We start from the raw sequence: 25,888 nt of genomic DNA, 5'->3' as shown, positions 1-25,888 counted from the left end.
TAATATGCGTAAGGAACGTTTTTGGTTGCTATTTTTAAGATGTTATATCTTGTTCTTAGCGGTGGCAAATATAAGACGTTTTTTCAATGTAGCAAACAAAAAATGAAAAAAATTTCGATTTTTTTTACCTGCCTACAATTGCCTTATAAATGTCATTTCCATTAGCAAATAGTAACAATGTGATAAGTAAAACAAAACCAACCATTTGGGCATTCTCTAGGAATTTATCACTTGGTTTTTTACCTGAAACTATTTCGTATAATAAAAACATCACATGACCACCATCCAATGCTGGAATAGGCAATAAGTTCATTACTCCAAGCATAATCGATAACAAAGCCGTAATAGTCCAAAACACTTCCCAGCTCCATGTATTTGGAAAAATATTATAAATTGCTGCAAATCCACCTACTTGTTTGTAAGCTCCAGTATCAGGATTGAAAATCATTTTCAATTGTTTTCCGTAACCTATCAATTGGTCTTTTCCTTTTTCGATTCCAACAGGGATAGACTCCATGAAACTGAATTTTTCGGTACTAACTTTATAATAACCTAATTTCTCTAAAGAATCCATTCCTAAGCCTCCTATTTTAACACCTAACAATCCTTCTTTGTTTACAGTGACATTGACTTGTTTTTCTTTTTGGTCACGTAATATAGTAGCAGGAATTGTTTTTCCTTTGTTGTTTTCTAAGATGGTTTTAGCTTCATCCAAATATTTTATTTTTTGTCCGTTTAACGAAAGCAAAATATCTTTAGGTTGTAAAGTCGTATTTTTAGAATCTTCTGCAATTGCACCAATTACAAATGGCATTCGGATAGAAACAATAGGTATTTTTTCAGTTTTAGTAGATAGCTGATTAATTAAATCATTTGGTAATTTTATGCTTTGTTGAACACCGTTTCTTTCGATAAGAACTTCTTTACCCATTGCAATTTTCATGTTGATGTCACTGTCAAATTTTTCAATTTGGGTTCCATCAACAGCAAGAATTTTATCTCCTGTTTTAAAACCAGCTTTGATCATAACAGGATTTTCAATTAAAAGTCCGTCTTTTAAATCGTTCATAGCAATATAAGTATCGCCATAAGTAAAAGCCATCCCAATATAAATAATGAAAGCCAAAATAAAGTTGACCGTAACACCGCCCAACATAATAATTAAACGTTGCCAGGCTGGTTTAGAACGAAATTCCCAAGGTTGTGGAGGCAAAGCCATTTGCTCTTTGTCCATACTCTCATCAATCATCCCCGAAATTTTTACGTAACCACCTAGCGGTAACCATCCAATTCCGTATTCGGTTTCACCAATTTTCTTTTTTAGCAGTGAATATTTTACATCAAAAAACAAGTAGAATTTTTCGACTCTGGTTTTGAATAATTTGGCAGGAATAAAATGCCCTAATTCGTGTAATATAATTAGTAATGATAAGCTCAATAGGAATTGAGAAAGCTTGATAATGATATCCATTTTTTAGTTTTGGTTCTTAATATGATGCACAAAAGTAATGTTTTATGTTTTAGTTGCAAAGGTTTAGAATTTTACGCCATAATAAATGTTTGTTAATAATTTTCATTTTGCTTTTCGAAGTGTAACTTTACGTTTCTGATACAAAATAAAAGATTATGGCATCTCAATTATTTTCTCCTATACAAATTAAAAATTGCACGTTTAAAAACCGAATTGTTATTTCTCCAATGTGCCAATATTCATCAGAAGATGGTTTTGCTAACGATTGGCATTTGGTGCATTTAGGCAGTCGTGCCAGCGGTGGAGCAGGATTAATTATTCAGGAAGCGACTGCGGTGGCTCCCGAAGGTCGAATTTCACCTGAAGATTTAGGAATTTGGAAAGACGAACATATCGAAAAACTAAAAACTATTACGGCTTTTATCAAAAGTCAGAATGCTGTTCCGGGAATTCAATTGGCACATGCTGGAAGAAAAGCCAGTGTTTCATCCCCTTGGAAAGGAAATAAAAAACTCGATGCTTCACAAGGCGGATGGCAAACCGTAGCGCCATCGGCAATTGGGTATCATGACGATGAAACGCCAGTTGCTTTAGACAAAAACGGAATCCAAAAAGTGATTTCCGATTTTAAAGCAGCAACCAAAAGAGCAGTTCAGGCAGGCTACGAAGTACTCGAAATTCATGCGGCTCACGGTTATCTAAATCATCAGTTTTTATCGCCATTATCGAATAGCAGAACGGATGAATACGGCGGAAGTTTTGAAAACCGAATCCGATTTACAATAGAAGTTCTGGAGGCAGTACAAACCGAATGGCCTGCTAATTTGCCTTTGTTTGTTCGAATTTCAGCCACAGATTGGGCGGAAGGCGGTTGGAATATTGAAGAATCTATCGCACTTTCGAAAATCCTAAAAGAAAAAGGAGTAGATTTAATTGATGTTTCTTCGGGTGGAGCAGTTTCGCATCAAAAAATTCCATTAGAACCGGGTTACCAAGTTCCTTTTGCTGAAAAAATAAAAAAAGAAACTGGAATTTTAACGGGAGCTGTTGGTTTAATTACCGTAGCGCATCAGGCAGAAGAAATCCTAACGAGCGGAAAAGCGGATTTGGTTTTGTTTGCCAGAGAGTCATTGCGCGACCCTAATTTGGGATTAAATTTTGCAAAAGCATTAGCAACAGATGTTTCTTGGCCTCCACAATATGAAAGAGCAAAATCAAGATAATTTAATGTTTGAACCATTAAGGCATTAAGTTTCATTGAGGGTTGAGCTTAATTTTCTTAATATCTTAATGGTGAAAAAATAATTTTTAATGTTGGAAAAATATAAAATATGAAAACAATAAAAGCAGCCTTACTTTCTTACGGAATGTCGGGGAAAGTATTTCACGCGCCATTTTTAGAATTACATCCCGGTTTTGAATTATTGGGTTCCTGGGAAAGAAGCAAAAAATTAATTCAAGTCGATTATCCTTATGTGAAGAGTTACGCGTCTATTGACGAAATTTTAGCAAACGACGAAATTGATTTGGTTGTAGTAAATACACCAATTGATACTCATTTTGAATATGCTAAAAGAGTTTTGGAAGCAGGAAAACACGCCATTGTTGAAAAAGCATTTACTACAACAGTTGCCGAAGCTCAGGAATTAGCGGCTTTAGCCAAAGAAAAAGGATTGAAGTTAGCCGTTTTCCAAAACAGAAGATGGGACAGCGATTTGAAAACCGTACGCCAAATTTTATTAGACGGCGCTCTGGGCGAAATTGTAGAAGCCGAATTCCATTTTGACCGTTACAATCCGCTTTTGAGTGAAAAACAACATAAGGAAACGGTGAATTCAGGTTCGGGAATTCTGAAAGATTTGGGACCACATTTGATTGATCAGGCCTTGTATTTGTTTGGTTTTCCACAAGCCGTTTATGCTGATATCAGAACCACGCGTGAAAATTCGGTTGTGGATGACTGGGTAGACATTTTGTTGTATTATCCTGATTTTAGAGTGCGTTTGAAAGCAAGTTTCTTTGTACGCGAACCGAATCCTGCCTATGTGATTCACGGTAAAAAAGGTTCGTTTTTAAAACCACGAGGCGATGTACAAGAAGACAATTTGAAGTTACTCAAAAAACCCAATCTAGATTCCTGGGGAACGGAACCAATAGAAAAAGAAGGTTTTTTACACACCGAAATTAATGGAAAAATAATGCATGGAAAAATTCCAACACTTCAAGGGAATTATTATGAGTTTTTTAATGGTGTTTACAATTCGATTATTAATGACACTCCAGAACCCGTTACCGCTCAGGATGGTGCGAGAGTAATGCAAATTATAGAAGCTGCAATCCAAAGTAATCAGGAAAAAAGAGTGGTTGATTTGTGAACTATTTTTTAATTAGAATTATTAACCGCCGATTCGCAGATTTTATTTAATCTGCGAATCGGCGGTTTCTGTTTTAAGAAATATAGTTCTTATTTACTAAATCTAATTGTCCTTAGCTTTCGCAGTCGAGTGTCAAATGTTTGAAGAATACGTAAAAAGAAAAGCTGTTTGAGCGTAGCGAGTTCTTTTCTTTTAGTATTCGAAAACTAATTTGACCGACGAGAAAGCGTAAGACTTGATTTTTTTGTTTCTTTTTTGATCAAGCAAAAAAGAAAATTATTAAACCATGAATTTATCATTTAAAATAACATATGATTAATGGGAAAAAATTAAATTCAAACTATTCTCAATATTTTCTGTTTAATGACCGAAAAAACATTAGAATTGACATTTTAATAATTAAAACAGAAGGCAGTATTCCATAAACTTATAAACGATAACGATGTATTGTTAGTCACTTAAACCAAATAAGTAAAGCGTCAAGATTCCTTTTTGTATTTTTGCATCTTAAATTCATATAAAACCCAAAGCCTTTGTTACGATTAAATTTTATAGGAAACTTTAGAGCGCAAGGAAAGATCAAGAAGAGTTTTAGAAACGCCAAACTCTCTTATCTTAATAGAGTGCGTATTGCGGTTTCGTCTTTTTACTTTGGCATGGGATTGTGTTTTGCAACCTGGGCGAGCCGAATTCCGGATCTTAAAATGACCTTAAATCTAAGTGATGCCGATTTAGGTTCTATTTTATTTGCACTTCCAGTGGGACAATTGACCATGATGGCATTTTCTGGTAAGTTGGTTACTCGTTATGGAAGTCATCGTTTGGTGATATTATCATTGAGTATGTATGCATTTTGTTTGACTAATTTAGGTTTGGCTACCAATGCCTGGCAACTGGCTTTAGGACTGTACTTTTTTGGAATCTTCGGAAACATGAATAACATAGCTGTAAATACGCAAGGAGTGTATACGGAACAACTTTTTAATAGAACCATTATGGCTTCTTTTCATGGAGTATGGAGTTTTGCTGGCTTTACAGGCGCTTTAGTTGGATTAGGAATGTTAGCTTTAAAACTAACACCGTATCATCATTTTATTGTTGTTGGGATAATTACGGTATTGCTTATTGCTTTCAATTATAAATATTTGGTTAAAGCCAAAGAAAAACGAAAAGTTACGGAGAAGAAAAAATTATTTTCAAAACCTGATATGTCCTTAGTTTGGCTTGGAATTATTGGTTTTGGATCGATGGCTAGTGAAGGAATTATGTTTGACTGGAGCGGAATTTACTTTAAAGATATTGTCGAAGCACCAGGACCTTTAATCATTTTAGGATACACTTCTTTTATGATTATGATGGCAACGGGACGTTTTTTAGGTGACGGAATGATTAATAAATTTGGACGAAAAAGCGTCATACAAACGGGAGGAATATTGATTTCAACAGGTCTTTTTGCATCTGTATTTTTTCCATATCTAATTCCGTCCACCATAGGTTTTATGTTGGTTGGATTAGGTGTTTCGACTATTGTGCCTACATTATATAGCATCGCGGGAAAACATCCAACAATTCCTCCTGGCGAAGCGCTAACAGCAGTTTCCAGTGTGAGTTTCCTTGGATTTTTAATGGGGCCACCTGTAATTGGGTACATAGCCGAATTGTTTGGTCTTCGATTTTCGTTTGCTTTTATTGGAATTTTCGGAATTATAATCGCTTTTCTTGTTCCAAGAATCAAAGTGATTCAGTAAGATTTATGATAAAAATTGGCTTTCGCGAAAAAAAGCAATATAATTTTTAAAATGGTTGGAAGCCCATTTTTATTGAGTTTGTCTTTTATCAGATGCTGTGATATAAAAAAAATAGCACAAAAAATATTTTTGTAAAAAGTTTTTTCTTACTTTTAATTCGTTAAAAAGTGCTAGATGATTTTATAAGTTGTTTAATACCACCACTTTTTATATTGGCTGAGTCGTTTTAGGCTTAACCCCATTTCCAAAAATAACAATCCATACTTATTGAGAATATTCCTTTTTGGGAATGTTTTTTATGCTTAGAAATCACTTTTTTCTAGTTGTATGATAGTGCAATGTTCTTTTGTAAACAAAGAATACTTGCTGTTAATTTTTTGGGCTTATGAAATATTTTCTTGTTTTACTTTTTGGTATTGGGTTAGTCTATTCAGGATTAGCACAAGATCAAGCTCGAATTTCAGCCAAGGTTTTAGATGCTAAAACTCTAAAACCGATAGTTGCTGCGGTAGTTTCTATTCAGAATACCAATTTTACCCAATTGACTAATTCAGAAGGGATTGTTGTTTTCGAATCCATTCCAGTAGCCGATTATTTAGTGCTTTTTCACAGTCAAGGCTACAAAGATGCCTTGTTTCCCGTTTCAATTGAAAATACTTTAGCAATAGATTTGGGAACTATTTTATTAGAATTAGATCAGGTTTTAGACCAACAAGCCGCTTTGATTCAGCTTTTTGAAGACGATTTAACGGATGACAACAGCAGTTCCGAGAATACTTCAGGATTATTGCAGTCTTCCAGAGATGCTTTTCAGCAGGCTGCGGCTTTCAATTGGGGACAAGCTCGGTTTAGAATCCGAGGTTTGGATAGTGAAAATGCGACTATGATGATTAACGGCGTTACCATGAACAAACTCTATGACGGCAGACCGCAATGGAATAATTGGGGCGGACTCAATGATGCTACTCGAAATCAGGAATTTTCCATTGGAACTGCTCCGTCTGATTATACTTTTGGAGGAATTTTGGGAACGCAGCAAATCAATACCCGAGCCTCTATTTACAGAAAAGGAAACCGAATCACATTATCAGGAGCAAATACTAATTATAGCGGACGTATCATGGCTACGCATGCTTCGGGGATGAGTAATTCGGGTTGGGCTTATGTTATTTCGGCAGGAAAACGCTATGCTCAGGAAGGCCATTTTGAAGGCACTAATTATGATGCAAATTCTCTTTTTCTAAGTATCGAAAAGAAATTAAACGACCAACATTCGATTAATATTTCAGGATTTTACACGCCAAACGAACGCGGAAAAAATTCACCCAATACCGCCGAAGTAACTAATTTAACTAGTGAAACCTACAATTCATATTGGGGTTACCAAAACGGAGAAAAAAGAAATGCCCGAGTAAGAACGGTTGAAGAACCTATTGTGATGTTGAATCATTATTTTAAGATAAACGATCATACTAATTTGAATTCGGCGGTGTTGTATCAGTTTGGAAAAGTAGGTAATAGCAATATTGATTTTCAAAATGCCAATAGTCCTGATCCCACTTATTTTAGAAAAATGCCAAGTTATTACACCTCTTTGTATGCAGCGGATAACGGAGAATTCTCAGGTGCTTTTACTCCGGATTATGAGAATGCTGAGCAAAGTAGAATAGCATTTTTGGCTAATCCTCAAATGGATTGGGAAGCGATGTACCGAGCCAATCAAAATCCTGTAGTGGATGCCAATTCGAATATCATTGGCTATGAAGCCGCTCAAAGTCATTATGTTTTATATGAAGATCGAGCAGATGATAAAACGATGGCGTTTAATTCTAACTTTAATTCGCAGGTTTCTGAAAATTTGATTGTAAACGCGGGAATTTTATTTCGGGATTTGAAATCGCATAATTACCAAAAGTTGTTGGATTTGTTAGGCGGTGCTTTTTTTGAAGATATAGATGGTTTTTATAGCGGTACTCAAGCCCAATCAGATTTAAACAATCCAAATCGCCAAGTCAGGGTTGGAGATACCTATGGTTATAATTATAAACTTTCGGCCGCTGTTTTAGAAGCTTTCACTCAGTTTAAATTTTCGTATAATACTATTGATTTCTATTTGGCACAATCTTTTTCCAAGACCAATTATCAACGGGAAGGCTTGTATAAAAATGGAATTTATGAAACGATTTCTTTTGGCAAAAGCCAAAAACTGAACTTTGAGAATTTTGGTTTTAAAGGTGGAATACTTTTTAAAATTTCTGGGAAACAATCTTTGAATTTTAATGCGGCTCATTTGACAAAAGCACCTAATTTGAGAAGTAGTTTTGCGAATGCCCGATTGAATAATACTATAGTTGATGGTTTAGAAAGTGAAACACTCAACAGTCTGGATGCGACTTATGTTTTTCGTACGCCTAAACTAAAAACGAGACTCACAACTTATTATTCGACGATTAAAGATGCGACTAAAATTAGCTTTTTTTATGCTGAAGGAATCTTTGATAACGAAGCAGGTTATACCAATACCAATGCTTTTGTGAGTCAGACTTTAACGCATTTAAACAGAAAAAATCTTGGAGCTGAATTGAGTTTTGAATACCAAATTAGCGCGACTTTAAAAACGACTTTTTCGGCGGCGTATGGACAATTTACTTTTGATAGTAATCCGAATGTGAGTATCAACAATGATGCAGTGGCAACGGCAGAAAACACCAAACCTTCCTTTGATTTTGGTACAGCACTTTTAAAAAATTACAAACAAGCGGGAATGCCACAACAGGCCTGTAGTTTGGGTTTAGAATACCGAGATCCAAAATATTGGTGGATAGGTACGAATGTAAATTATCTAGCTGAGAATTATATTGATGTTTCGCCTATTTCCAGAACTAATCGGTTTTATATTAATCCTGCTAGCGGATTTCCTTTTCCCGAAGCAACCGAAGAAAGAGCAGCGGAATTATTAAAACAACAAAAATTTGATCCCGTGAGTTTACTCAATTTAATTGGTGGAAAATCTTGGCGTATTAAAGGAAAATTTCTAGGACTTTTTGTGAGTATCAATAATGTGCTGGACAGCAAGTACAAAACTGGCGGTTATGAGCAAGCCAGGAATGCCAATTTTAGGCAACTCAATCAGGATGTTTCCAGTGGAACACCTTCTTTTGGTAATAAATATTTTTATGGATACGGCAGAACGTATTTTGTGAATCTCAATTTCAGTTTCTAATTTAAAATTTAGATCTTATGAAAAATTATACTTTTCAATTTTTGTTAATGATGTTATCCTTGGCGGTTTTAGAATCTTGTGCTAATGATGAAGTGAAAATTCCAGTGTTAAGTTGTAATCAACCTGATATTCCAGTTAATAAAACGGTGACTGAAATTAAGGATGTTACTGCTAAAATTGTTGCCCAGTATCCTTATGACGATGTGATTGAAGGCTATGTAGTTTCTAGCGATGAAAATGGTAATTTTTTTAAAACCATTTCGTTTCAAACCTTGGCTACAGCAACAACTCCTTCCATTGGATTTAGTGTTCCTGTAGATGTCACTAATTTGTATGTTGATTACCGTTTAGGTAACAAAGTGTATGTAAAATTAAAAAATCAACATACTGATTTGTATTATGGTGGTTTACGCATTGGCGGATTGTATGTGAATGCTTATAACCAAGGCGGAGTAGGGCGGCTTTCGCAAAATGATTATAAAAAGGTGTTATTTCCTTCTTGTACGAATGTGAAAGAAGAACAATTGATTCGCTCAATTGATTTAGGCGAAATTAATGATAGTCATTTGAATACGCTTATTGAATTGTCGGATGTGCAATTTATAGAATCAGCTATTGGGCGTCATTATTTTGAAGAAACAAATAATGTAGGTGGTGCGACCAACTGGAATTTGGTTGACAAAAATGGCAATCAAATGATTTTTAGAACCAGTAGTTTTGCCGATTTTTCCAAAAGTATTGTGCCGGAAGGAAGTGGGAAAGTGCGAGGTGTTTTAACTAAATATGCCGCTGATTATCAATTAATGGCTAGAAAAGAAACCGATGTTAATATGTCTGGAAAACGCAACATTCCTTTTTTTGTTGAAGATTTTCAGAGTGTTTCAGATGGAACTAATTTGAGTTTGCCTGGTTGGAGTAATATTATACAAGCGGGAGCCATAGTTTGGAAAGGTGGTATTACTTCGACAAATGGGTATGCTGAATTTGCTATAACTGGAACTAAGGTAGTGTCGAATATTGTTTGGTTGATTTCGCCAAAAATTGATATGGATACGCATACCAATGAAACGCTTTCGTTTAGAACTGCTCAGCATCATTTAGATGTAGATTCGCCCCTAAATACGCTTGAAGTTTACATTTCAGATAATTTTGATGGAGTCAATATTAGTGCTGCTAAATGGACTCGAATTTCGGCAAAAATCCCAACGCAAGCTACGCCATGGTATCAGTTTATTGGTTCGGGATCAATAGATTTGTCTGCTTATACAGGAAAAATCAATATTGCTTTTAAATACATTGGTTCAGGGAGAAATTTAGCCTTAGATGGTGCTTTTCAAGTAGACGATGTCCAAATTTATGGAGATTAGAGCCTGTTTAAATTTATTTTAAGAAATAAATTTTGTTTCCTCCCTTCCCTAAAGCGTGGAAAATTTCAAACAGGCTCTTAGTTTTTTTATTGTTTTATAAAAAAAGCAGCTCGTAATATTTGTTACGAGCTGCCTTATTACTATTTGTAAAATAGTAGTCTAATATTATTGATACGTATAACTCAAAACGGAACTGGAGTAGGAACCATTTTTATCAATAGTATTGATTTTTATTCGATAAGTCGAATTTAATTTGGCAACAAAATCAGCAACCGATGTCGCTGTTTGATTTGTTAAGGAAACCAAGACATTGCTATCTTCTTTGATTTCGATATCATATTTTAATTCGTTTGTATTCGAATCTTCATCTTTTCCTATCCAGGAAAGTGTAGCCATACTTGTGCTGCTGTTCACATTAAAGTTGATTACGGCTGCATACGGCACATAATTCCCCACAGGATTTCCCGGTGTGGTAAAAGAATGCGTTGCACTAGTGTTTTCACCATCGTTGTTTTTAGCAGTTACTGTCCAAGAATAGCTTTTTCCTTTATCAAGAATAAGCTTGTAATTAGTTCCTGTAAGCGTTTGACTGGTTATTTCTGTTCCAGATTGAGTTACTTTTAAAACGTAGCTGCTGGCATGTGCCGTTGCTGACCAGGTAAAACTAATTTCCGCTTTGTTATCGTTATTTGCAACTACTGTGAAATCACTACAGGTTTCTCCATTAACTGGCAAAGCCAAAGCTGGTTTTTCAGGTAAGTTTACCACTGGTTCCTCTGGAGAATCGTTTCCACCACTGCCACAAGAAACCATCAGTCCTAATCCTATAAAAAGGAATATTGTTTTTATATTTATTATTCTCATTTCAAAATAACTTTAAATGTTTCTACGGTTGTTCCCTGAGTAATCTTCACTAAGTACATTCCTGCTGAATTTCCTTTTAAATCGATACTTTTTCCATTTTCAACATGGGTCTCTATTATTAAAGCACCTGTATTAGTGTATACTTGTACTAGAGCTTTACTAACATTGTTAATTGTAATGATATCAGAAGTTGGATTAGGATTTACGGTTATTATGGGACTCATAATAAACTGATCTTCTACAGTTTCCTGACAGTCGTTATTGGTTGCAATTGTTACATTATTAGTTTCTTGAAGTAAATCAGCATCAATTTCAATTTTAGAAGTTTCATTAGTTGTTGTAGTATAATTTTTTGAAACTCCATTTACAGTAACAATATATTCTTTACTTCCAGAAACGGTATAGTTAACGGTTTTATTTATTTCGACTCTTTTAGCAGTAATGGCACCAATTTCGTTAACTACTACACCAAAGCTTTGTTCGAAAGCGATGGAAGGAATAGCAACTGTAATTTGGTATGTTCCTGCTGCAAGATTTTCTCGTTCCCAATTCTTTGTTGTGGTTATTTCGACATTTTGAGAAGATTGGTCTATTCCATTCCCTTTGATAGCAATTGTGTACAAATAGGTATTCATATTAGTCGCAATATTAATTTTACCATTGGCTTTGCCAGGACAACTTGGTGTTTCAACATACACTTTAATTATTGGAGCAGTATGATTGAATTTTACTGTGGTTGCTGCAGTTGTAATTTGTGGTGCAGCATTTCCAGCCAAATCACTAATGTCAATTGTAAAAGGAATTATACCCGCAATATCAGTAGTTTGCATAGTATGAGTTGCTGAAAAACTATTAGTTGTAATAGTGTTAACAGTTACACTTTGACCAGCAATAGTTATTGTTGGTGTTTTAACTGTTTCTGAAGTGGTAAAGTTTAATGTAACTACGTCTCCTTCTTTTGCAATGCTGTTATTTGCATTATTCGAAGTAAAAGTAAGCGTGGGTAATGTAGGTACTGTTCTATCAAAAGTGACTGTTTTTGCATCAGAAGTTGTACTAACTGCTGTACCAGTATTCCCTGCCAAATCTTTAAATTGGATTACAAATGGAATCACTCCTTCTGTATCAGTATTTGTCAATTGGTAAGTTGCGCTGTAATTGTTACTACCCAAGTCGGTTGTTGTTATAGTATGTCCCGCAATACTTAGTTCAAGATTCGTAATATTTTCGGATGCAGTGAAGTTTAAAGTTACAGTATCTCCTGTTTTTGCTAAAGTTGTGTTAGTATTATTCGAAACAATAACAACAGAGGATAAAGTAGGTGCAGTATGGTCGAAAGTGTAGCTTTCACCACTTGTAAATTTACTTATTATTGTAGTACCTGATTCATCATTAATCTCAGTTCCACTAGCATTTACATCTAAACGGAGTGTTCCATCACCGCTAATATTATTTACAGTTACATCATAAGACGCAGCGGTAAGAGCAGTTATGGATGCAATTGTTCCTGTTGCAGTACCAGTTGCAGTTAAGGTAAAATCGCTACTATCAACTCCAGTTACATTTGCAGAGAAGGCTAGATTATAAACAACGCTGTTTGCGTTTGTAGATGCAGTAGTAGGTGTTTTTCTAGTTATTGCTGTAATGCCTACTGTTGATTGACCTGCTATTGCAATTTTTGCCGTAGGGATATTGTTTACATCCATATCATATCCTATGTAATAACTGGTGTAAGGCGGTTGGTTGTAGCCAGAATTTTGCCAGGCAATTGCCGTACGATATTGTGGATCGTGCATTAATGTTGGAATACGATAATTACTTGCTAAATCAGTTGTAAAAATAACAAGTGCTGTATCGTCCGATTTTCTGAATATGACTTCTTCTCTCCAGTCACCAAATAAATCCACCTGTAAAGCAGGATTGCTTTTAGTGCTATTGTTAGAAGAAATAGGAGCAGCCTGATAAATAGTAAATAAACGGCCTGCACTTTTAGTAGTGGGATTCCATTTGTCTATATAAGTTCTGTCTAATAATTCACGTCCTAAGTCGCCATCCCACCAAATTCCAGAATTATAGGAAGGTACACTGCTGCTAATTGCATTTCCTTTGGCATCATATACACTACCACCTGCAGATCCCCACATTTCATAACCTTTGTAGTTAGGATCTAAATCGGCAGCCATAGCACGACCAACGTCTCCAGTGGTTGGAATCCCCCAATTGGTTTCTCCTGTTTTTGCATCGTATTGTCTCAGTCCCATACCATCATATTCTCCTGGAGATTCTAGACAAATCCAAATTTCTTGTCCTGGACGATCTAAATCCATATCGGTCATGTGTAAAGCATCTCCATGACCCATTTTGTATGTCCAAAGTGGTTTTCCATCATCGTTAATAGCACTAGAACCATTAATTATTTCATCTTTTCCATCTCCATCAATATCGCCAATTGTCATTTGATGATTTCCTTGCCCTGAATAAGCATTGTATTCTGGATGCGCAGGATCTTTACTATCAAATTTCCATAACAGGGTAAGTTGTCCATTTCGCCAATTGTAAGCTGTACGAACTAATCTATTATAGTAACCTCGACCTACAACTAGACTGGGTCTGGCTCCATCAAGATAAGCAACAGCAGATACAAATCGGTCTTGACGATTTCCATAATTGTCTCCCCAATCAGCAACATTATCACGAGCTGGTTGATAGGGTACAGTTGCCATTGCAGCACCTGTTAGCCCATTAAAAACGGTTAGGAATTCAGGTCCTTGTTGCACCCATCCGGAAGTATTACGATAATCAACAGAAGCATTACCAATAACATTTCCTAATCCATCAATTGTACCGTCGGCAGTTTTTAAAATAATTTCGGCTTTACCGTCACCATCAAAGTCATAGACCATAAATTGGTTGTAATGTGGTCCAGCATTTACATTGATTCCTAAGTCAATGCGCCATAATCGGGTACCGTCTAATTTATAACAGTCAAAAATTTCTTTACCGCTGTAACCACCTGCGTTGTCATTGACAAGAGTAGGCTGCCATTTTAATATAATTTCATAAACTCCGTCGCCATCAACATCACCTACCGAAGCATCATTGGCAGTATAAGTATAAGCACGTCCGTCGGGTACAGTACCTCCAGGAGGCATTTGAATAGGAACTTCTAATTGGTTTTTTGCCCAAACAGTAACAGGAGTTGTCTCGGTTCCTTCAACTCCATTTATTATGGGTTTAACACTGTAAACGTTATTGTTAGTCGTAGTACCGTCAGTATAATTAGTTGCATTAGTAATTGGAGAAGTATTAATTTTCACTCCATTGCGATATACATCAAAAGCAATGTTGGAAGGATCATCTCCAAGTAATCTCCAGCTTAAAAATACGGTGCCAGAAGTTTTTTGAACTGCTATAAGCCCTCTGTCTAAAAATTCAACTTGTTTAGGGGTAGAAACTACTGCATCGGGTATTTGTAACGTACTTAATCTAACAGTATTTCCGTAAGAAGCTGAACCGCCATTAATAGCGTACGCTCTAGCGTAATAAAACGTACCAGATATAAGTCCTGTAAGCGTCACAGAAAAATTTCCGATGCCTCCAGTAACATCAGCTACTTTAGTATCAGCTGTGGTTGGATTGGGATTTGAATTACTGTAAACAACACCTCTTTCGGTTATGGGTTGTCCACCATCTGATGTGATATTTCCTCCTGATACTGCTGTAGTGGTAGTTATATTGGTTATATTGTTTGTAGTAAGTTCTGCTGGCGGAGGTGGTGGAATATACATTCTAACAATAGGAGTATTTACCCCATTTGAATTTGCTTTGGTGTAAACTACATAAGGATAAGGCGCACTTCCTATAGCAATGGCTGGCCAGCCTGTTGGTTCATCGATACCTCTAATTACAGCAGGATCTTTCAATTCGGTCCATGTAGTACTTCCTGATGCTAGAAAACGCACTCGGGTAGGGAATACAGTTGCCGAAGCGGTATAATCTATAAATGAGCAATACAGATTGCCCGAATTATCATTGATTAAACTGATGTTTGGAGAGTCTCTTGAAGCAAGAGTTGTTGGTGTTCCCCACTCATTTGTTGATTTGTTGTATAAAATTGCTGTAGCTCTATTTGAAGAACCAGTGTTGAAATAGGCTATACAAATGTTGTTATTGTCTCTAATAGCAATGTTTGTATGACGTACACCAATAGTTGGAATTGGATTATTCGTTATTAGATCCCAGGTATTACCATTGAAATTGTATAATACCATATTACCTGTAGTAGAGTTAGTAGCAGCTAATTTTGAATAGACTAACCAGGGTTTGTCACTAGAATCAATTGCTAAACCAACTGCAGCAGCAAGTTCTCCAGAAACAGCTCCTGTGCCTACAGTTTCCCATGCTGTTTCGTTGAATTTTTTGACATAAGGAACCATGCCCGATTCACTAAAAGCAATGTAAGGAACGTTGAATGAATCGAATGCCATAGAACAACGTTGGGTTGATCCATATTGACCTACAGCATTCATACCATTTGCGTTTCCTGTAGAAATGTAAAGAGTGTTATTGTCTTCAGGATTTAGTGAATTCCAGGTTCCATTGGTAAAATCATGTTTTTTTACAGCTAATTTTGAATCAGCAGAAAGATCAATGTAAGTTACATACAAATCACCAATTGCATTGGCATAAATACGAGTGTGAGAAGCATTGGTGGCTAGGTCAGCTCCCACTTGTTCCCAGCTTCCATTGGTTAAACGTTTTTTTACTTTGGGTACACCCGCTTCTGTAAACACTACATAAGGAATAAAATTGTTTCCATTTTTTACCACTGCAATGCTGGTGTGAGAGGAAGCAACTGAAGAGATCGCTTGTTCGTTGCCTAATATGTCCCATTGCTGTGCAAAGGAGGAAAAGCAACTCAACAAAAAACATACCGTCAAGCTAATTTTAAGGCATAGCAGACGATAAGAAAAAGTAGTTTTTCTAGTCATAAATAATTTGGTTATTGGTTAATAGTCAGAGGCTAATTTAATTAGCTGTAAGTTAATTAGTATCCTGTGGTATCTTGTAGTGTCCTGAAATCAATACAGGTCAGCTAAACAAAATAACAGTTTTTACTATTGAATTTATTTTGAATTTTGTTGACGGAATGGTTAATTTTTACAGGGATAATTGAATTTTACTATATTTGGCTTCTCTAAAATAATTTTATCATGAAACATTTATTATCGGCACTATTGGTTATGACACTTTTTATTTCTTGTAAAAAAGAAAGCAACAATAGCAGCGAAGCACCAAGTGAAATTCCGTATGTTGCCAAAAACGAAAAAGAAATTGAAAAATATGTTGCAGAAAAAGGATTAAAAGGAATTAAAAGTGAGTCTGGATTATATTATGTAATCAACGAACCAGGTACAGGTGCTCAGGCAACACCTCAATCTAATGTAACAGTAGCTTACAAAGGTTATTTTATGGACGGAAAAGTATTTGACCAAAGTGATGAGAAAGGAATTTCTTTTGGTTTGAATCAGGTTGTTAAAGGCTGGACAGAAGGAATATCTTATTTAAAAGAAGGCGGAAGTGCTTTACTTGTAATTCCTGCAAAATTAGGATATGGAGGAAATGATTATGCTAGTATTCCAGGAGGATCAGTATTGATTTTTGAAGTAAAATTGATATCGGTAAACTAAAGCATTTTTCCAAAAAAAGGAATAATTTTAATGATTTGAGTTATTTTTTAAAATTTTTAAATCACATTTCTATTTCGCAAATCATTAAATTTGTAGCTTATAATAAGATATGTTAGAAAAAGAAGTAATAAATTTCGAAAAAACAGCCATTGTTGGTGTTGTGACTCAAAATCAGAGTGAAGAAAAACTTAATGAGTATTTAGACGAATTAGAGTTTTTAACCTTTACTGCTGGTGGTCAGGTGGTGAAACGTTTTTTTCAAAAAGTAGATAAACCCAATCCAAAAACTTTTTTGGGAACAGGAAAGATAGATGAAATTAATCAATTTGTAAAAGAAAACGGAATTTCAACTATCATATTTGATGACGAATTAACACCTTCGCAACAAAAAAATATATCCAAAATTATTGATTGTAAAATTTTGGATAGAACCAATTTGATTCTCGATATTTTTGCCCAAAGAGCTGAAACATCCTATGCCAGAACCCAAGTAGAACTAGCGCAATGTATCTATTTGTTGCCGCGTCTTTCGGGATTGTGGACACACTTAGAACGTCAAAAAGGAGGAATCGGAATGCGTGGTCCTGGAGAAACGGAGATTGAAACTGACCGTCGTATTGTGCGTGACAGAATTTCGTTATTGAAAGAAAAAATCAAAGCTATCGACAAGCAAATGGGAACGCAACGCAGCAATCGTGGTGCTATGGTTCGTGTGGCTTTAGTGGGTTATACCAATGTGGGAAAATCGACTTTGATGAATGCTATTGGAAAAAGTGATGTTTTTGTCGAAAATAAATTGTTTGCCACGCTGGATACTACTGTTCGAAAAGTGGTCATCAAAAATTTACCTTTCTTACTTTCGGACACGGTAGGTTTTATTCGAAAATTACCAACACAATTGGTGGATTCATTTAAAAGTACATTGGATGAGGTGCGTGAAGCCGATTTGTTGTTGCATGTAGTTGATATTTCACATCCGGATTTTGAAGATCATATTGCTTCGGTAAACCAAATTTTATCTGACATTAAAGCGGGTGATAAACCCGTAATTATGGTCTTCAATAAAATCGATGCTTACAAACATTTAACGATTGACGAAGACGATTTAATGACCGAAAAAACCACAAAACATTATACTCTGGAAGAGTGGAAATCCACTTGGATGAGTCGTGTAGGAGAGCAAAATGCTTTGTTTATTTCGGCTACTAATAAAGAGAATTTCGAAGAATTTCGAGAAAGAGTGTACGAAGCTGTTCGCCAAATTCATATAACTCGTTTTCCTTATAATAAGTTTTTGTATCCTGATTATAAGGATGCGATTGAAAAAGAAGAAAAAGAATAATTTTCCTCGAAATATAAAATAGCCAATCCCTTTTGAATTTTTCGAAAGGGATTTTTTTTGGAATACAGCACGTTTAGTTTAAGTATAGTTATTGATTTTTGAAGTTGTTATTGAAATTTAATTAAATTGTATATTTGGCAGGATTAAAAAAACCGACTATGAGAAAATTATTCCAATCTATTTTACTTTTTAGTTTGATTGTTTTATCTTCCTGTAAATCTACTAACTACAAGTATTTTGCTCCTACAGTAAATCCTGTGTTATTTAATAATAAAGGCGAAGTGCATGTTTCCGCTGAAGTAGGCTCTTCGGGATTTACTTCTAAAGCTGCGATGTCTCTTACAGAACATTTTGGAGTTATGGGAATGTATAATGCAGGAGGGATGAACAATTATCGTTCTCATGAAGGAGAAGTTGCCTTAGGATATTTTACAAAAAATTTATATATATCAGGCGGAATGGGCTTTGGTTCTAATCTTGCTTATACTGATAGTACACAGGTTGCTAAGCGATATGAAGGAAGTTTTCAGCGTCCTTTTGTACAGTTCAATGCAGGAATTAGTGGTGGTAAAATTATAGGCGGAATTAAAGGAGATGCTATATTTTGTTTGAAAAACAGTTATTTCTTTTATAATGGAAACCATTTAAACACAACCCAAGATCGTATTCATTCTGAGTATTTTGTGGTAGAACCAGGATTTTTATTAGGTCTGGGTTCGCAAGTTTTCCGTTTCGATTTTCTCCTAGGATGTCCCATTCGTTTTGCTAATAATCCCCTTTCGCAATATTCGAATGCAAGAACATATCCGTTGAATGTTGGTTTTGGAATTCGTTTCGTATTTGGACGAAAAAAGACTTTAATTTGATGCTATAAAAAATCCCTTTTCAGAATCTAAATTCTGAAAAGGGATTTTTTATATAATTAGATTTCTCTAAAAACCGTAATTGATTCCTAATCCAAATACTTCTCTCACCTGAACACCTTTTATAGCATTATCGTCATAGATGGTTTGTAAAGCAATATTTGCCGAAAGGTATTTGTTGATTTTCATCACTACGTTCATTTGGTAGTCGATATCAACATTTTGTGGATCTTCTAAATAATTAGAATATAAATTCAAACGATTCTCTATAGAAACATTTGTAAGAGCAACAAATTTGTAATAAGCTGTAACGCTGGCTCCAAATTCAAAACGGGTATTGTCTCCTTGTAAAACACCAAAAGAAGGTCCAAGTTCTGTAAAATGTTTATGAACCATAATTAACTTTCCAGCTGCAGGAGCGATGTTAATACTTGCATTATCATCTTTTTTCCACAAGAAACCAGGTCCAAATTGAAAATAGGCGGGAGAGAAAAAATGAGAAATTTTCACGCCATTCATGTCAAGACCAATATCCATTTGCGATTTAAAGTTAAAATACGTCGAATAATACCAGTTTTTAGCCTTTGATTTTTTACCCCAAAGAGAGTTCAATTCCAGACGGTCGTCGGTTTTTGCGGTACTTTCGTTTCCTTTTATTTTACTCAATCCATAAGCCAAAATGAATTTATTATCCCAAACTACATCTCCTTTTTTATAATTGAAATCGTAGTTTAAACCAAAATTCCCAGCCACGTTTGAAATTCCACCGCCAAGCCATTGTTTGTTATATGCCGATTGATTTAATAACAATGAGGTGTTTCCTTTAGTTGTCCAAAATTTTGTGGTGTCTTTTACCGTTTCTTGAGCTTGTAATGTAAACGTTGCTACAATTAAAACAAGGGATAAAATTGCTTTTTTCATAGTGATAGTATTGGGTTTCTGGTTATTTTTTAGCTTTATATAGTGGAACTGCTGAGCAGGCTTCTCCGTACATAATACTTCTGGCAAAAGGCTGTAAATAATGTGCCGCTAATACATAAGCACGAGTAGGTACTGGCTTTCTAGAGCAACCTTTAATAATCACCGATTTATTTTTGTAAGCCGTATAATCTATTTTAGGAAGCAACTCTTCATACAATGCCGCATCCATATCTTCACTGTTTCCGTCAATGACTTTTTTAGCATAAGGTGCTAATTGTATTGCAACTAAAATAGAAGCCCAAGCTGGAACAATAGCATCAGTACTGCAATTTATGGTCACATAATGGTCTTGGTATTGTGCCCAATCATGGTTTTTTAGTTCTTCTCTAAAGTCTTTTTCTCTTAATAAAAATCCTTCGAGTAACCACTGCGAAATATCAATTTGCGTACGAATCCCTTTTGGGTAGTAATCTTCAAGATCGAATACTTCCAAGGCACTATTAGCCACTTTGTTAATTATTTCTTCCATTTCTTAATTTTTAAGTAATCAGTGATCCGTTTTTAGTGGTCAGTTACTAACTGAATGCTAAAAACGGATTACTGGGCACTCTTATTAAAGCATTCCTAACTCTAATTTTGCTTCTTCACTCATTAAATCTTTGCTCCAAGGCGGGTCAAAAGTAATTTCTACTTCAGCACCTTTTATATGCTCAATCGATTTTACTTTTTCTTCAACTTCTCTTGGTAAACTTTCGGCTACAGGACAGTTTGGAGAGGTAAGTGTCATTAAGATTTTTACTTCGAAATCCGTATTTACCATTACATCATAAATCAATCCTAATTCGTAAATATCTACAGGAATCTCTGGATCGTAAATGGTTTTTAATTTTTTTACAATTGCTTCTCCTAATTCTGCGGTGTCTATTTCTTGTTCCATTTTGTTTTTGTTTTTAGATTGTATATGCTTATATGTTTATCTTTTTGAACCATATAAGTCATATAAGTTTTTTGTTTTTATTTAAAAGTTAAATATAAGTTCATATTAGCTTTCTGGCTTATATGACTTATATGTTAAATTTATTCTTCAAGTCTACTATAAAATTCATTTACCAATGTTTTCTGACCTTCATAAAAAATGTTCTTTACATTAAAGTTAATCAACAAACCAATTGGTGCATTTAATAAGTTCATATAAGCGAGTAATTGTGCTTCACAAATAGGATTGATTTCATTAACCGATTTTAATTCAACTACGAGATTGTTTTCTATAAATAAATCACATCTAAGTTTCGATTCTAAATCATATCCTTTGTATTTTAAAGGAATTAATAGTTCCGAAGAATAATTAATTTTTCTTAATTCTAATTCTTTTTTTAAACATTGATGATACACACTTTCTAAAAGACCAGGACCTATACTTTTATGAACTTCAATAGCTGCTCCATTAACTTGATAAACCAAATCTTTAAGATAATTTCGTGTTATAATCATATTTTAAAAATTAGAATTGCTTATCACTTCTTTTTCACTAGCTTTTAAAAAAAAAACTTATATGACTTATATGTTTTAAGAAAACTTATTTTTTAGCATCGAATGCCAAAGCATACATTTTAATATTCTTTATCATTGATACCAAACCGTTTGCTCTTGTAGGCGATAAATGTTCTTTTAATCCTATTTCGTCAATAAAATCCATGTTGGCATCAATGATGTCTTTTGGAGTTTGATTCGAAAAAACACGAATTAATATTGCAATTATTCCTTTGGTTAATATCGCATCACTATCGGCAGTAAAAACTATTTTTTCGTCATTTTGTTCGCCTTGTAACCATACTTTGGATTGACAACCTTTAATTAAATTTTCTTCAATCTTAGATTCTTCTTTGATTAACGGAAGATTTTTTCCCAGTTCGATGATGTATTCATAACGTTGCATCCAATCATCAAACATTGAAAATTCGTCTACTATTTCTTCTTGTATCTCTTTAATTTTCATTATTTTGTTTTGCAAATGAATTAATTTTTGTCACTATTTTTTTTATTTCATAAGGAGGAAAACCATGGTCAAAACTTTGTGATTCATAGCTTTTTCCTTCGTAATTTATTTTCAAGTTGGCTATAGCCGCACCATCATAAAAACGTTTTTCTGTTGGTGATTTTAAATCTTTTATTTCTTCTAAATCCACTTCCTGAAAAAGTTCAACCAATTCTTTCAAGTCATCGTCAGAAATTTTAATTTGAACGGCTTCTCCTTTTCTATCGTTTTTTATACTAACAGTTTGTTTTTCGATGCTAATTTCCTGATAATAACCTCTGGTATTTGCCGTGTAGGTAATTTGGGCTATTTCAATATTTTGCTTTGTATTGTCTTCACAGCCTTTACCTAGAAAAATAGTCAATAATAATAACGATAGTAATTTCATATTCGTGTTTTATGATAGCATTAATTGTGCTTTTTTGACCGCTTCCACCAAGGCGTCAATTTCTTCTTTAGTATTGTAAAAAGAGAACGAAGCTCTTATGGTTCCTGGGATTTCGTAGAAATTCATAATTGGTTGTGCACAATGATGACCTGTACGTACAGCAATTCCTAATTTGTCAATAATAGTACCAATATCATACGGATGAATTCCATCAATATTAAAGGAAACAACCGAAGTTTTTGCTGCGGAATTTCCATAGATACGCAAACCTTCAATTTCCGATAGACGTTCGGTTGCATAGTCTAACAATTCTAATTCTTGTTGTTGGATGTTTTCAAAACCTACTTCATTCATATAATCAATGGCAGTTCCTAGAACAATTCCTCCAGCAATATTAGGGGTTCCCGCTTCAAATTTATGAGGCAATTCGGCATAGGTAGTTTTTTCGAAAGTAACTTCCTTTATCATTTCGCCACCACCTTGATAAGGCGGTAATTTGTTTAACCAGGCTTCTTTTCCATACAAAATTCCCGTTCCTGTTGGTCCGCACATTTTATGTCCTGAAAAAGTATAAAAATCGCAATCCAAATCCTGAACATCGGGTTTTAAATGCGGCACGGCTTGGGCTCCGTCAATTAATACTGCAGCACCTACTTCATGCGCTTTATCAATCATGTATTTGATAGGATTGATAATTCCTAAAGCATTTGAGATATGATTTACCGTTACAATTTTGGTTTTATTCGAAAGTAATTTGTCGTATTCAGACATAATCAACTCTCCATTTTCATCCATCGGAATGACTTTTAGCGTTGCTCCTGTTTTTTCGCATAACATTTGCCAAGGCACAATATTGCTATGGTGTTCTAAATGTGAAACAAGAACTTCATCACCAGGTTTTAAAATGGAAGCAAATCCATTGGCAACCAAATTAATCCCAAAAGTTGTTCCTGAAGTAAAAAGCACTTCATGGGCATTTTTTGCATTAATATGATTTTGAACTTTGCCACGAGCAATTTCGTAAGCATCAGTAGCTAATTGGCTTAAAGTATGCACGCCACGGTGAATATTGGCATTAATCTCCTGATAATATTTTGCAATGGCGTCAATAACCACTTGAGGTTTTTGTGAAGTAGCTCCGTTATCGAAATATACTAAGGGTTTTCCGTTTACTTTTTCGTTGAGAATAGGGAAATCAGCTCTTATTTTTTGAATGTCTAACATAATTATTTAGAAAAAAGGGTAATACAAAAGTACTAAAACTAAAATTGTTTTCTGCCGCAATTGTTCGTTTTGATTGATTGTAGTATCAGTTTAATTTATTGAAAGGCTTTTATAATACTAAAACAGATAATCTTTGATCAAAATTTAATAAAATCACAAAAGGCACAAAGTTTAGTAAAACTCTGTGCCCTTTTTGTATTAATTCGTTTAAAACTACAAATCAAATCCTAATTTCACGCCTAATTTCATGGCGATAATGGTTGTAATTCTTTGTTTTAATTCTGGTATTTTGATGTTTTCGATAACGGCATTAGAGAACGCATACATCAACAAAGCTTTGGCTTCTTTTTTCGGAATTCCGCGTTGTTGCATGTAGAATAAAGCAGTTTCGTCTAATTGTCCCACAGTACAACCGTGAGAACATTTTACATCATCAGCAAAAATTTCCAATTGTGGTTTTGCATTGATGGTAGCTTTGTCACTCAATAAAATGTTGTTGCTTTTTTGGAAAGCATTTGTTTTTTGAGCTTCTTTTTCTACATATACTTTTCCATTGAAAACGCCTGTTGAACGGTCAGAGAAGATTCCTTTGTAATCCTGGAAACTCTCACAATTTGGCTCAGCATGATTTACTAAAGTGTAGTGATCTACGTGTTGTTTTTCGCCAATAATGGTAATTCCGTTTAACGTACTTATCAATCTTTCTCCGTAATGGTAGAAATTCAAGTTGTTTCTAGTTAGGTTTCCACCAAAAGAAAACGTGTGAACTGAAGCATGACTTTCTTTTTGTTGCGAAACATAAGTGTTGTCAATTATATTAGCCTGATGATTGTCATTTTGAATTTTGTAATAATCCACAATGGCACGTTTTTGAGCAAAAATTTCTGTAACCGAATTGGTTAAAACAGGATTTTCGCTTAAACTTTGGTGACGCTCAATAATTTGTACATGAGAATTCTCGCCTACAATTACTAAATTTCTTGGCTGAACCATTAATGCTGATTCGTTTCCTGTTGAGAAATACATAATCTCAATAGGTTTGTCGGCCACCTTACTTTTTGGAATATTAATGTAAGCTCCTTCACAAGCAAAAGCAGTGTTTAATGAAGTTAAGCTGTCATCTTTGCTCGCAATTTTGTTAAAATAGTTATCAATAACCATTTTGTATTTTGGTTTTGTCAATGCCGAAGACATCAAACAAACATCAATTCCATCGTGAGTAGTTGAAGATAGGTGAGAGTTAAAAATACCGTCAATAAAAACCACTTTATACGTATCAATTTCGTGAATAAAGTATTTTTTTACCTGGTTGAATTCTATTGCGCTATCTTTTTTAGGAAAAACGGTAAAGTCATTTTTTAGAATGGCATTTAACGAAGTATATTTCCAAGCTTCGTCTTTTTTAGAAGGGAAGCCTTTTGTTTCAAAGTTTTTTAGAGCCGAAGTTCTTACATCATGAAGTGCTGATTGCACATCGATGCGTTCTTCAAAGGCCATAAACGATGAGATTAATTTTTCTTTTAATTCCATTTTTGTAGTTATAAGTTAGGAGTTATAAGTTAGGAGTTTTGCAAACTGCAAACTGTAAACTGCAAACTAATTTTACGCTTCTTGTTCTTGTTTAATCCAGTCGTATCCTTTTTCTTCTAATTCTAAAGCCAGGCTAGCATCACCAGATTTTACAATTTTTCCATTGTATAATACGTGAACAAAATCAGGAACGATATATTCTAATAATCTTTGGTAGTGCGTAATTACTATAACAGCATTTTTATCGCTTTTCAATTTGTTTACTCCATTAGCAACAATTCGTAAAGCATCGATATCCAATCCAGAATCGGTTTCATCAAGAATAGCCAGTTTAGGCTCTAACATTGCCATTTGGAAAATCTCATTACGTTTTTTCTCTCCACCAGAGAAACCTTCGTTAAGAGAACGAGATAAAAATTTTCTATCAATTTCTAATAATTCTGATTTCTCACGAATTACTTTCAGCATTTGGTTGGCTGGCATTTCTTCCTGACCATTAGCTTTACGGGTTTCGTTGATAGCTGTTTTCATGAAGTTTGTTACCGAAACTCCAGGGATTTCAACAGGATATTGGAACGAAAGAAATACTCCTTTATGAGCTCTTTCTTCAGGAGCTAATTCAGAAATATCTTCGTTTTCCAATAGGATTTCACCTTGGGTAACATCAAAATTTTCATTTCCAGCAATAATTGCCGAAAGTGTACTTTTTCCAGCTCCGTTTGGTCCCATTATCGCATGAACTTCTCCTGCTTTTATTTCAAGATTAATTCCTTTTAATATCTCTTTTTCCCCAATTGAGGCATGTAAATTTTTTATACTTAACATTTTTCGAATGTGTTTTTTATAC

At 34.7% G+C, this 25,888-nt stretch carries 20 protein-coding genes; 8 read left to right on the top strand and 12 right to left on the bottom strand.

Annotated elements, in window-relative coordinates; genetic code table 11:
- Positions 1-124: 124 nt before the first annotated feature.
- Positions 125-1,471 (bottom strand): RIP metalloprotease RseP, encoded by a 1,347-nt coding sequence (gene rseP, locus AAGV33_RS07540; protein WP_373391358.1) that lies wholly within the window; start codon positions 1,469-1,471, stop codon positions 125-127.
- A gap of 155 nt (positions 1,472-1,626) precedes the next feature.
- Between rseP and AAGV33_RS07535 the strand changes: the two genes are divergently transcribed.
- From AAGV33_RS07535 to AAGV33_RS07515, 5 genes are all read left to right on the top strand, one after another.
- A complete protein-coding gene (locus tag AAGV33_RS07535) occupies positions 1,627-2,694 on the top strand; it encodes an NADH:flavin oxidoreductase/NADH oxidase (protein ID WP_373391357.1) in 1,068 nt (355 codons plus the stop codon).
- A 108-nt stretch (positions 2,695-2,802) separates the two neighbouring features.
- The gene (locus tag AAGV33_RS07530) at positions 2,803-3,846 is read left to right on the top strand and encodes a Gfo/Idh/MocA family protein (protein WP_373391356.1); all 1,044 of its coding nucleotides are present in this window, start codon (positions 2,803-2,805) and stop codon (positions 3,844-3,846) included.
- A gap of 533 nt (positions 3,847-4,379) precedes the next feature.
- Positions 4,380-5,594: an MFS transporter gene (locus tag AAGV33_RS07525; protein ID WP_373391355.1), complete on the top strand. Its 1,215-nt coding sequence runs from the start codon at positions 4,380-4,382 to the stop codon at positions 5,592-5,594.
- Positions 5,595-5,979: 385 nt separating this feature from the next.
- Positions 5,980-8,817: a TonB-dependent receptor gene (locus AAGV33_RS07520; protein ID WP_373391354.1), complete on the top strand. Its 2,838-nt coding sequence runs from the start codon at positions 5,980-5,982 to the stop codon at positions 8,815-8,817.
- A 17-nt stretch (positions 8,818-8,834) separates the two neighbouring features.
- Positions 8,835-10,184 (top strand): DUF5689 domain-containing protein, encoded by a 1,350-nt coding sequence (locus AAGV33_RS07515; RefSeq protein ID WP_373391353.1) that lies wholly within the window; start codon positions 8,835-8,837, stop codon positions 10,182-10,184.
- 165 nt (positions 10,185-10,349) lie between these two features.
- Here AAGV33_RS07515 and AAGV33_RS07510 read toward each other — a convergent pair whose 3' ends face one another.
- The gene (locus AAGV33_RS07510; RefSeq protein ID WP_373391352.1) at positions 10,350-11,048 is read right to left on the bottom strand and encodes a hypothetical protein; all 699 of its coding nucleotides are present in this window, start codon (positions 11,046-11,048) and stop codon (positions 10,350-10,352) included.
- Positions 11,045-16,039 (bottom strand): rhamnogalacturonan lyase family protein, encoded by a 4,995-nt coding sequence (locus AAGV33_RS07505; protein WP_373391351.1) that lies wholly within the window; start codon positions 16,037-16,039, stop codon positions 11,045-11,047. Before AAGV33_RS07505 ends, AAGV33_RS07510 begins: the two co-directional genes overlap by 4 nt.
- Positions 16,040-16,261: 222 nt before the next feature.
- Here AAGV33_RS07505 and AAGV33_RS07500 point away from each other — a divergent pair, with 222 nt between their 5' ends.
- The 3 genes from AAGV33_RS07500 (at position 16,262) to AAGV33_RS07490 (ending at position 18,946) form a co-directional block, all read left to right on the top strand.
- Entirely contained in the window at positions 16,262-16,738 is a 477-nt protein-coding gene (locus AAGV33_RS07500; RefSeq protein WP_373391350.1) for an FKBP-type peptidyl-prolyl cis-trans isomerase, read from the top strand.
- 109 nt (positions 16,739-16,847) lie between these two features.
- Positions 16,848-18,080 (top strand): GTPase HflX, encoded by a 1,233-nt coding sequence (gene hflX / locus AAGV33_RS07495; RefSeq protein ID WP_373391349.1) that lies wholly within the window; start codon positions 16,848-16,850, stop codon positions 18,078-18,080.
- 158 nt (positions 18,081-18,238) lie between these two features.
- A complete protein-coding gene (locus AAGV33_RS07490) occupies positions 18,239-18,946 on the top strand; it encodes a hypothetical protein (RefSeq protein WP_373391348.1) in 708 nt (235 codons plus the stop codon).
- A gap of 66 nt (positions 18,947-19,012) precedes the next feature.
- Here AAGV33_RS07490 and AAGV33_RS07485 read toward each other — a convergent pair whose 3' ends face one another.
- The 9 genes from AAGV33_RS07485 to sufC form a co-directional block, all read right to left on the bottom strand.
- Positions 19,013-19,864 (bottom strand): DUF3078 domain-containing protein, encoded by an 852-nt coding sequence (locus AAGV33_RS07485; protein WP_373391347.1) that lies wholly within the window; start codon positions 19,862-19,864, stop codon positions 19,013-19,015.
- Between the two features lie 22 nt (positions 19,865-19,886).
- A complete protein-coding gene (locus AAGV33_RS07480; protein ID WP_373391346.1) occupies positions 19,887-20,393 on the bottom strand; it encodes a DUF2480 family protein in 507 nt (168 codons plus the stop codon).
- An 84-nt stretch (positions 20,394-20,477) separates the two neighbouring features.
- The gene (locus AAGV33_RS07475; RefSeq protein WP_373391345.1) at positions 20,478-20,801 is read right to left on the bottom strand and encodes an SUF system Fe-S cluster assembly protein; all 324 of its coding nucleotides are present in this window, start codon (positions 20,799-20,801) and stop codon (positions 20,478-20,480) included.
- A gap of 140 nt (positions 20,802-20,941) precedes the next feature.
- On the bottom strand, positions 20,942-21,355 hold the full coding sequence (locus AAGV33_RS07470; RefSeq protein WP_373391344.1) for a GxxExxY protein: 414 nt from the start codon (positions 21,353-21,355) through the stop codon (positions 20,942-20,944).
- An 85-nt stretch (positions 21,356-21,440) separates the two neighbouring features.
- Positions 21,441-21,860, bottom strand: coding sequence for a SufE family protein (locus AAGV33_RS07465; protein WP_373391342.1), 420 nt, complete (start codon positions 21,858-21,860; stop codon positions 21,441-21,443).
- Positions 21,850-22,287, bottom strand: coding sequence for a hypothetical protein (locus tag AAGV33_RS07460; RefSeq protein WP_373391341.1), 438 nt, complete (start codon positions 22,285-22,287; stop codon positions 21,850-21,852). The genes AAGV33_RS07465 and AAGV33_RS07460 overlap by 11 nt, the downstream gene beginning before the upstream one ends.
- A gap of 9 nt (positions 22,288-22,296) precedes the next feature.
- Positions 22,297-23,511: an aminotransferase class V-fold PLP-dependent enzyme gene (locus AAGV33_RS07455; RefSeq protein WP_373391340.1), complete on the bottom strand. Its 1,215-nt coding sequence runs from the start codon at positions 23,509-23,511 to the stop codon at positions 22,297-22,299.
- A gap of 213 nt (positions 23,512-23,724) precedes the next feature.
- Positions 23,725-25,041: a Fe-S cluster assembly protein SufD gene (sufD, locus tag AAGV33_RS07450; protein ID WP_373391339.1), complete on the bottom strand. Its 1,317-nt coding sequence runs from the start codon at positions 25,039-25,041 to the stop codon at positions 23,725-23,727.
- Positions 25,042-25,113: 72 nt separating this feature from the next.
- On the bottom strand, positions 25,114-25,866 hold the full coding sequence (sufC, locus tag AAGV33_RS07445; protein ID WP_373391338.1) for a Fe-S cluster assembly ATPase SufC: 753 nt from the start codon (positions 25,864-25,866) through the stop codon (positions 25,114-25,116).
- Positions 25,867-25,888: the final 22 nt, after the last annotated feature.

Source organism: Flavobacterium magnesitis (genome assembly GCF_041729735.1).
Lineage (GTDB): Bacteria > Bacteroidota > Bacteroidia > Flavobacteriales > Flavobacteriaceae > Flavobacterium > Flavobacterium magnesitis.
The sequence above is the reverse complement of the archived record's forward strand: the minus strand, read 5'-3'. Positions and strand labels throughout refer to the sequence as shown.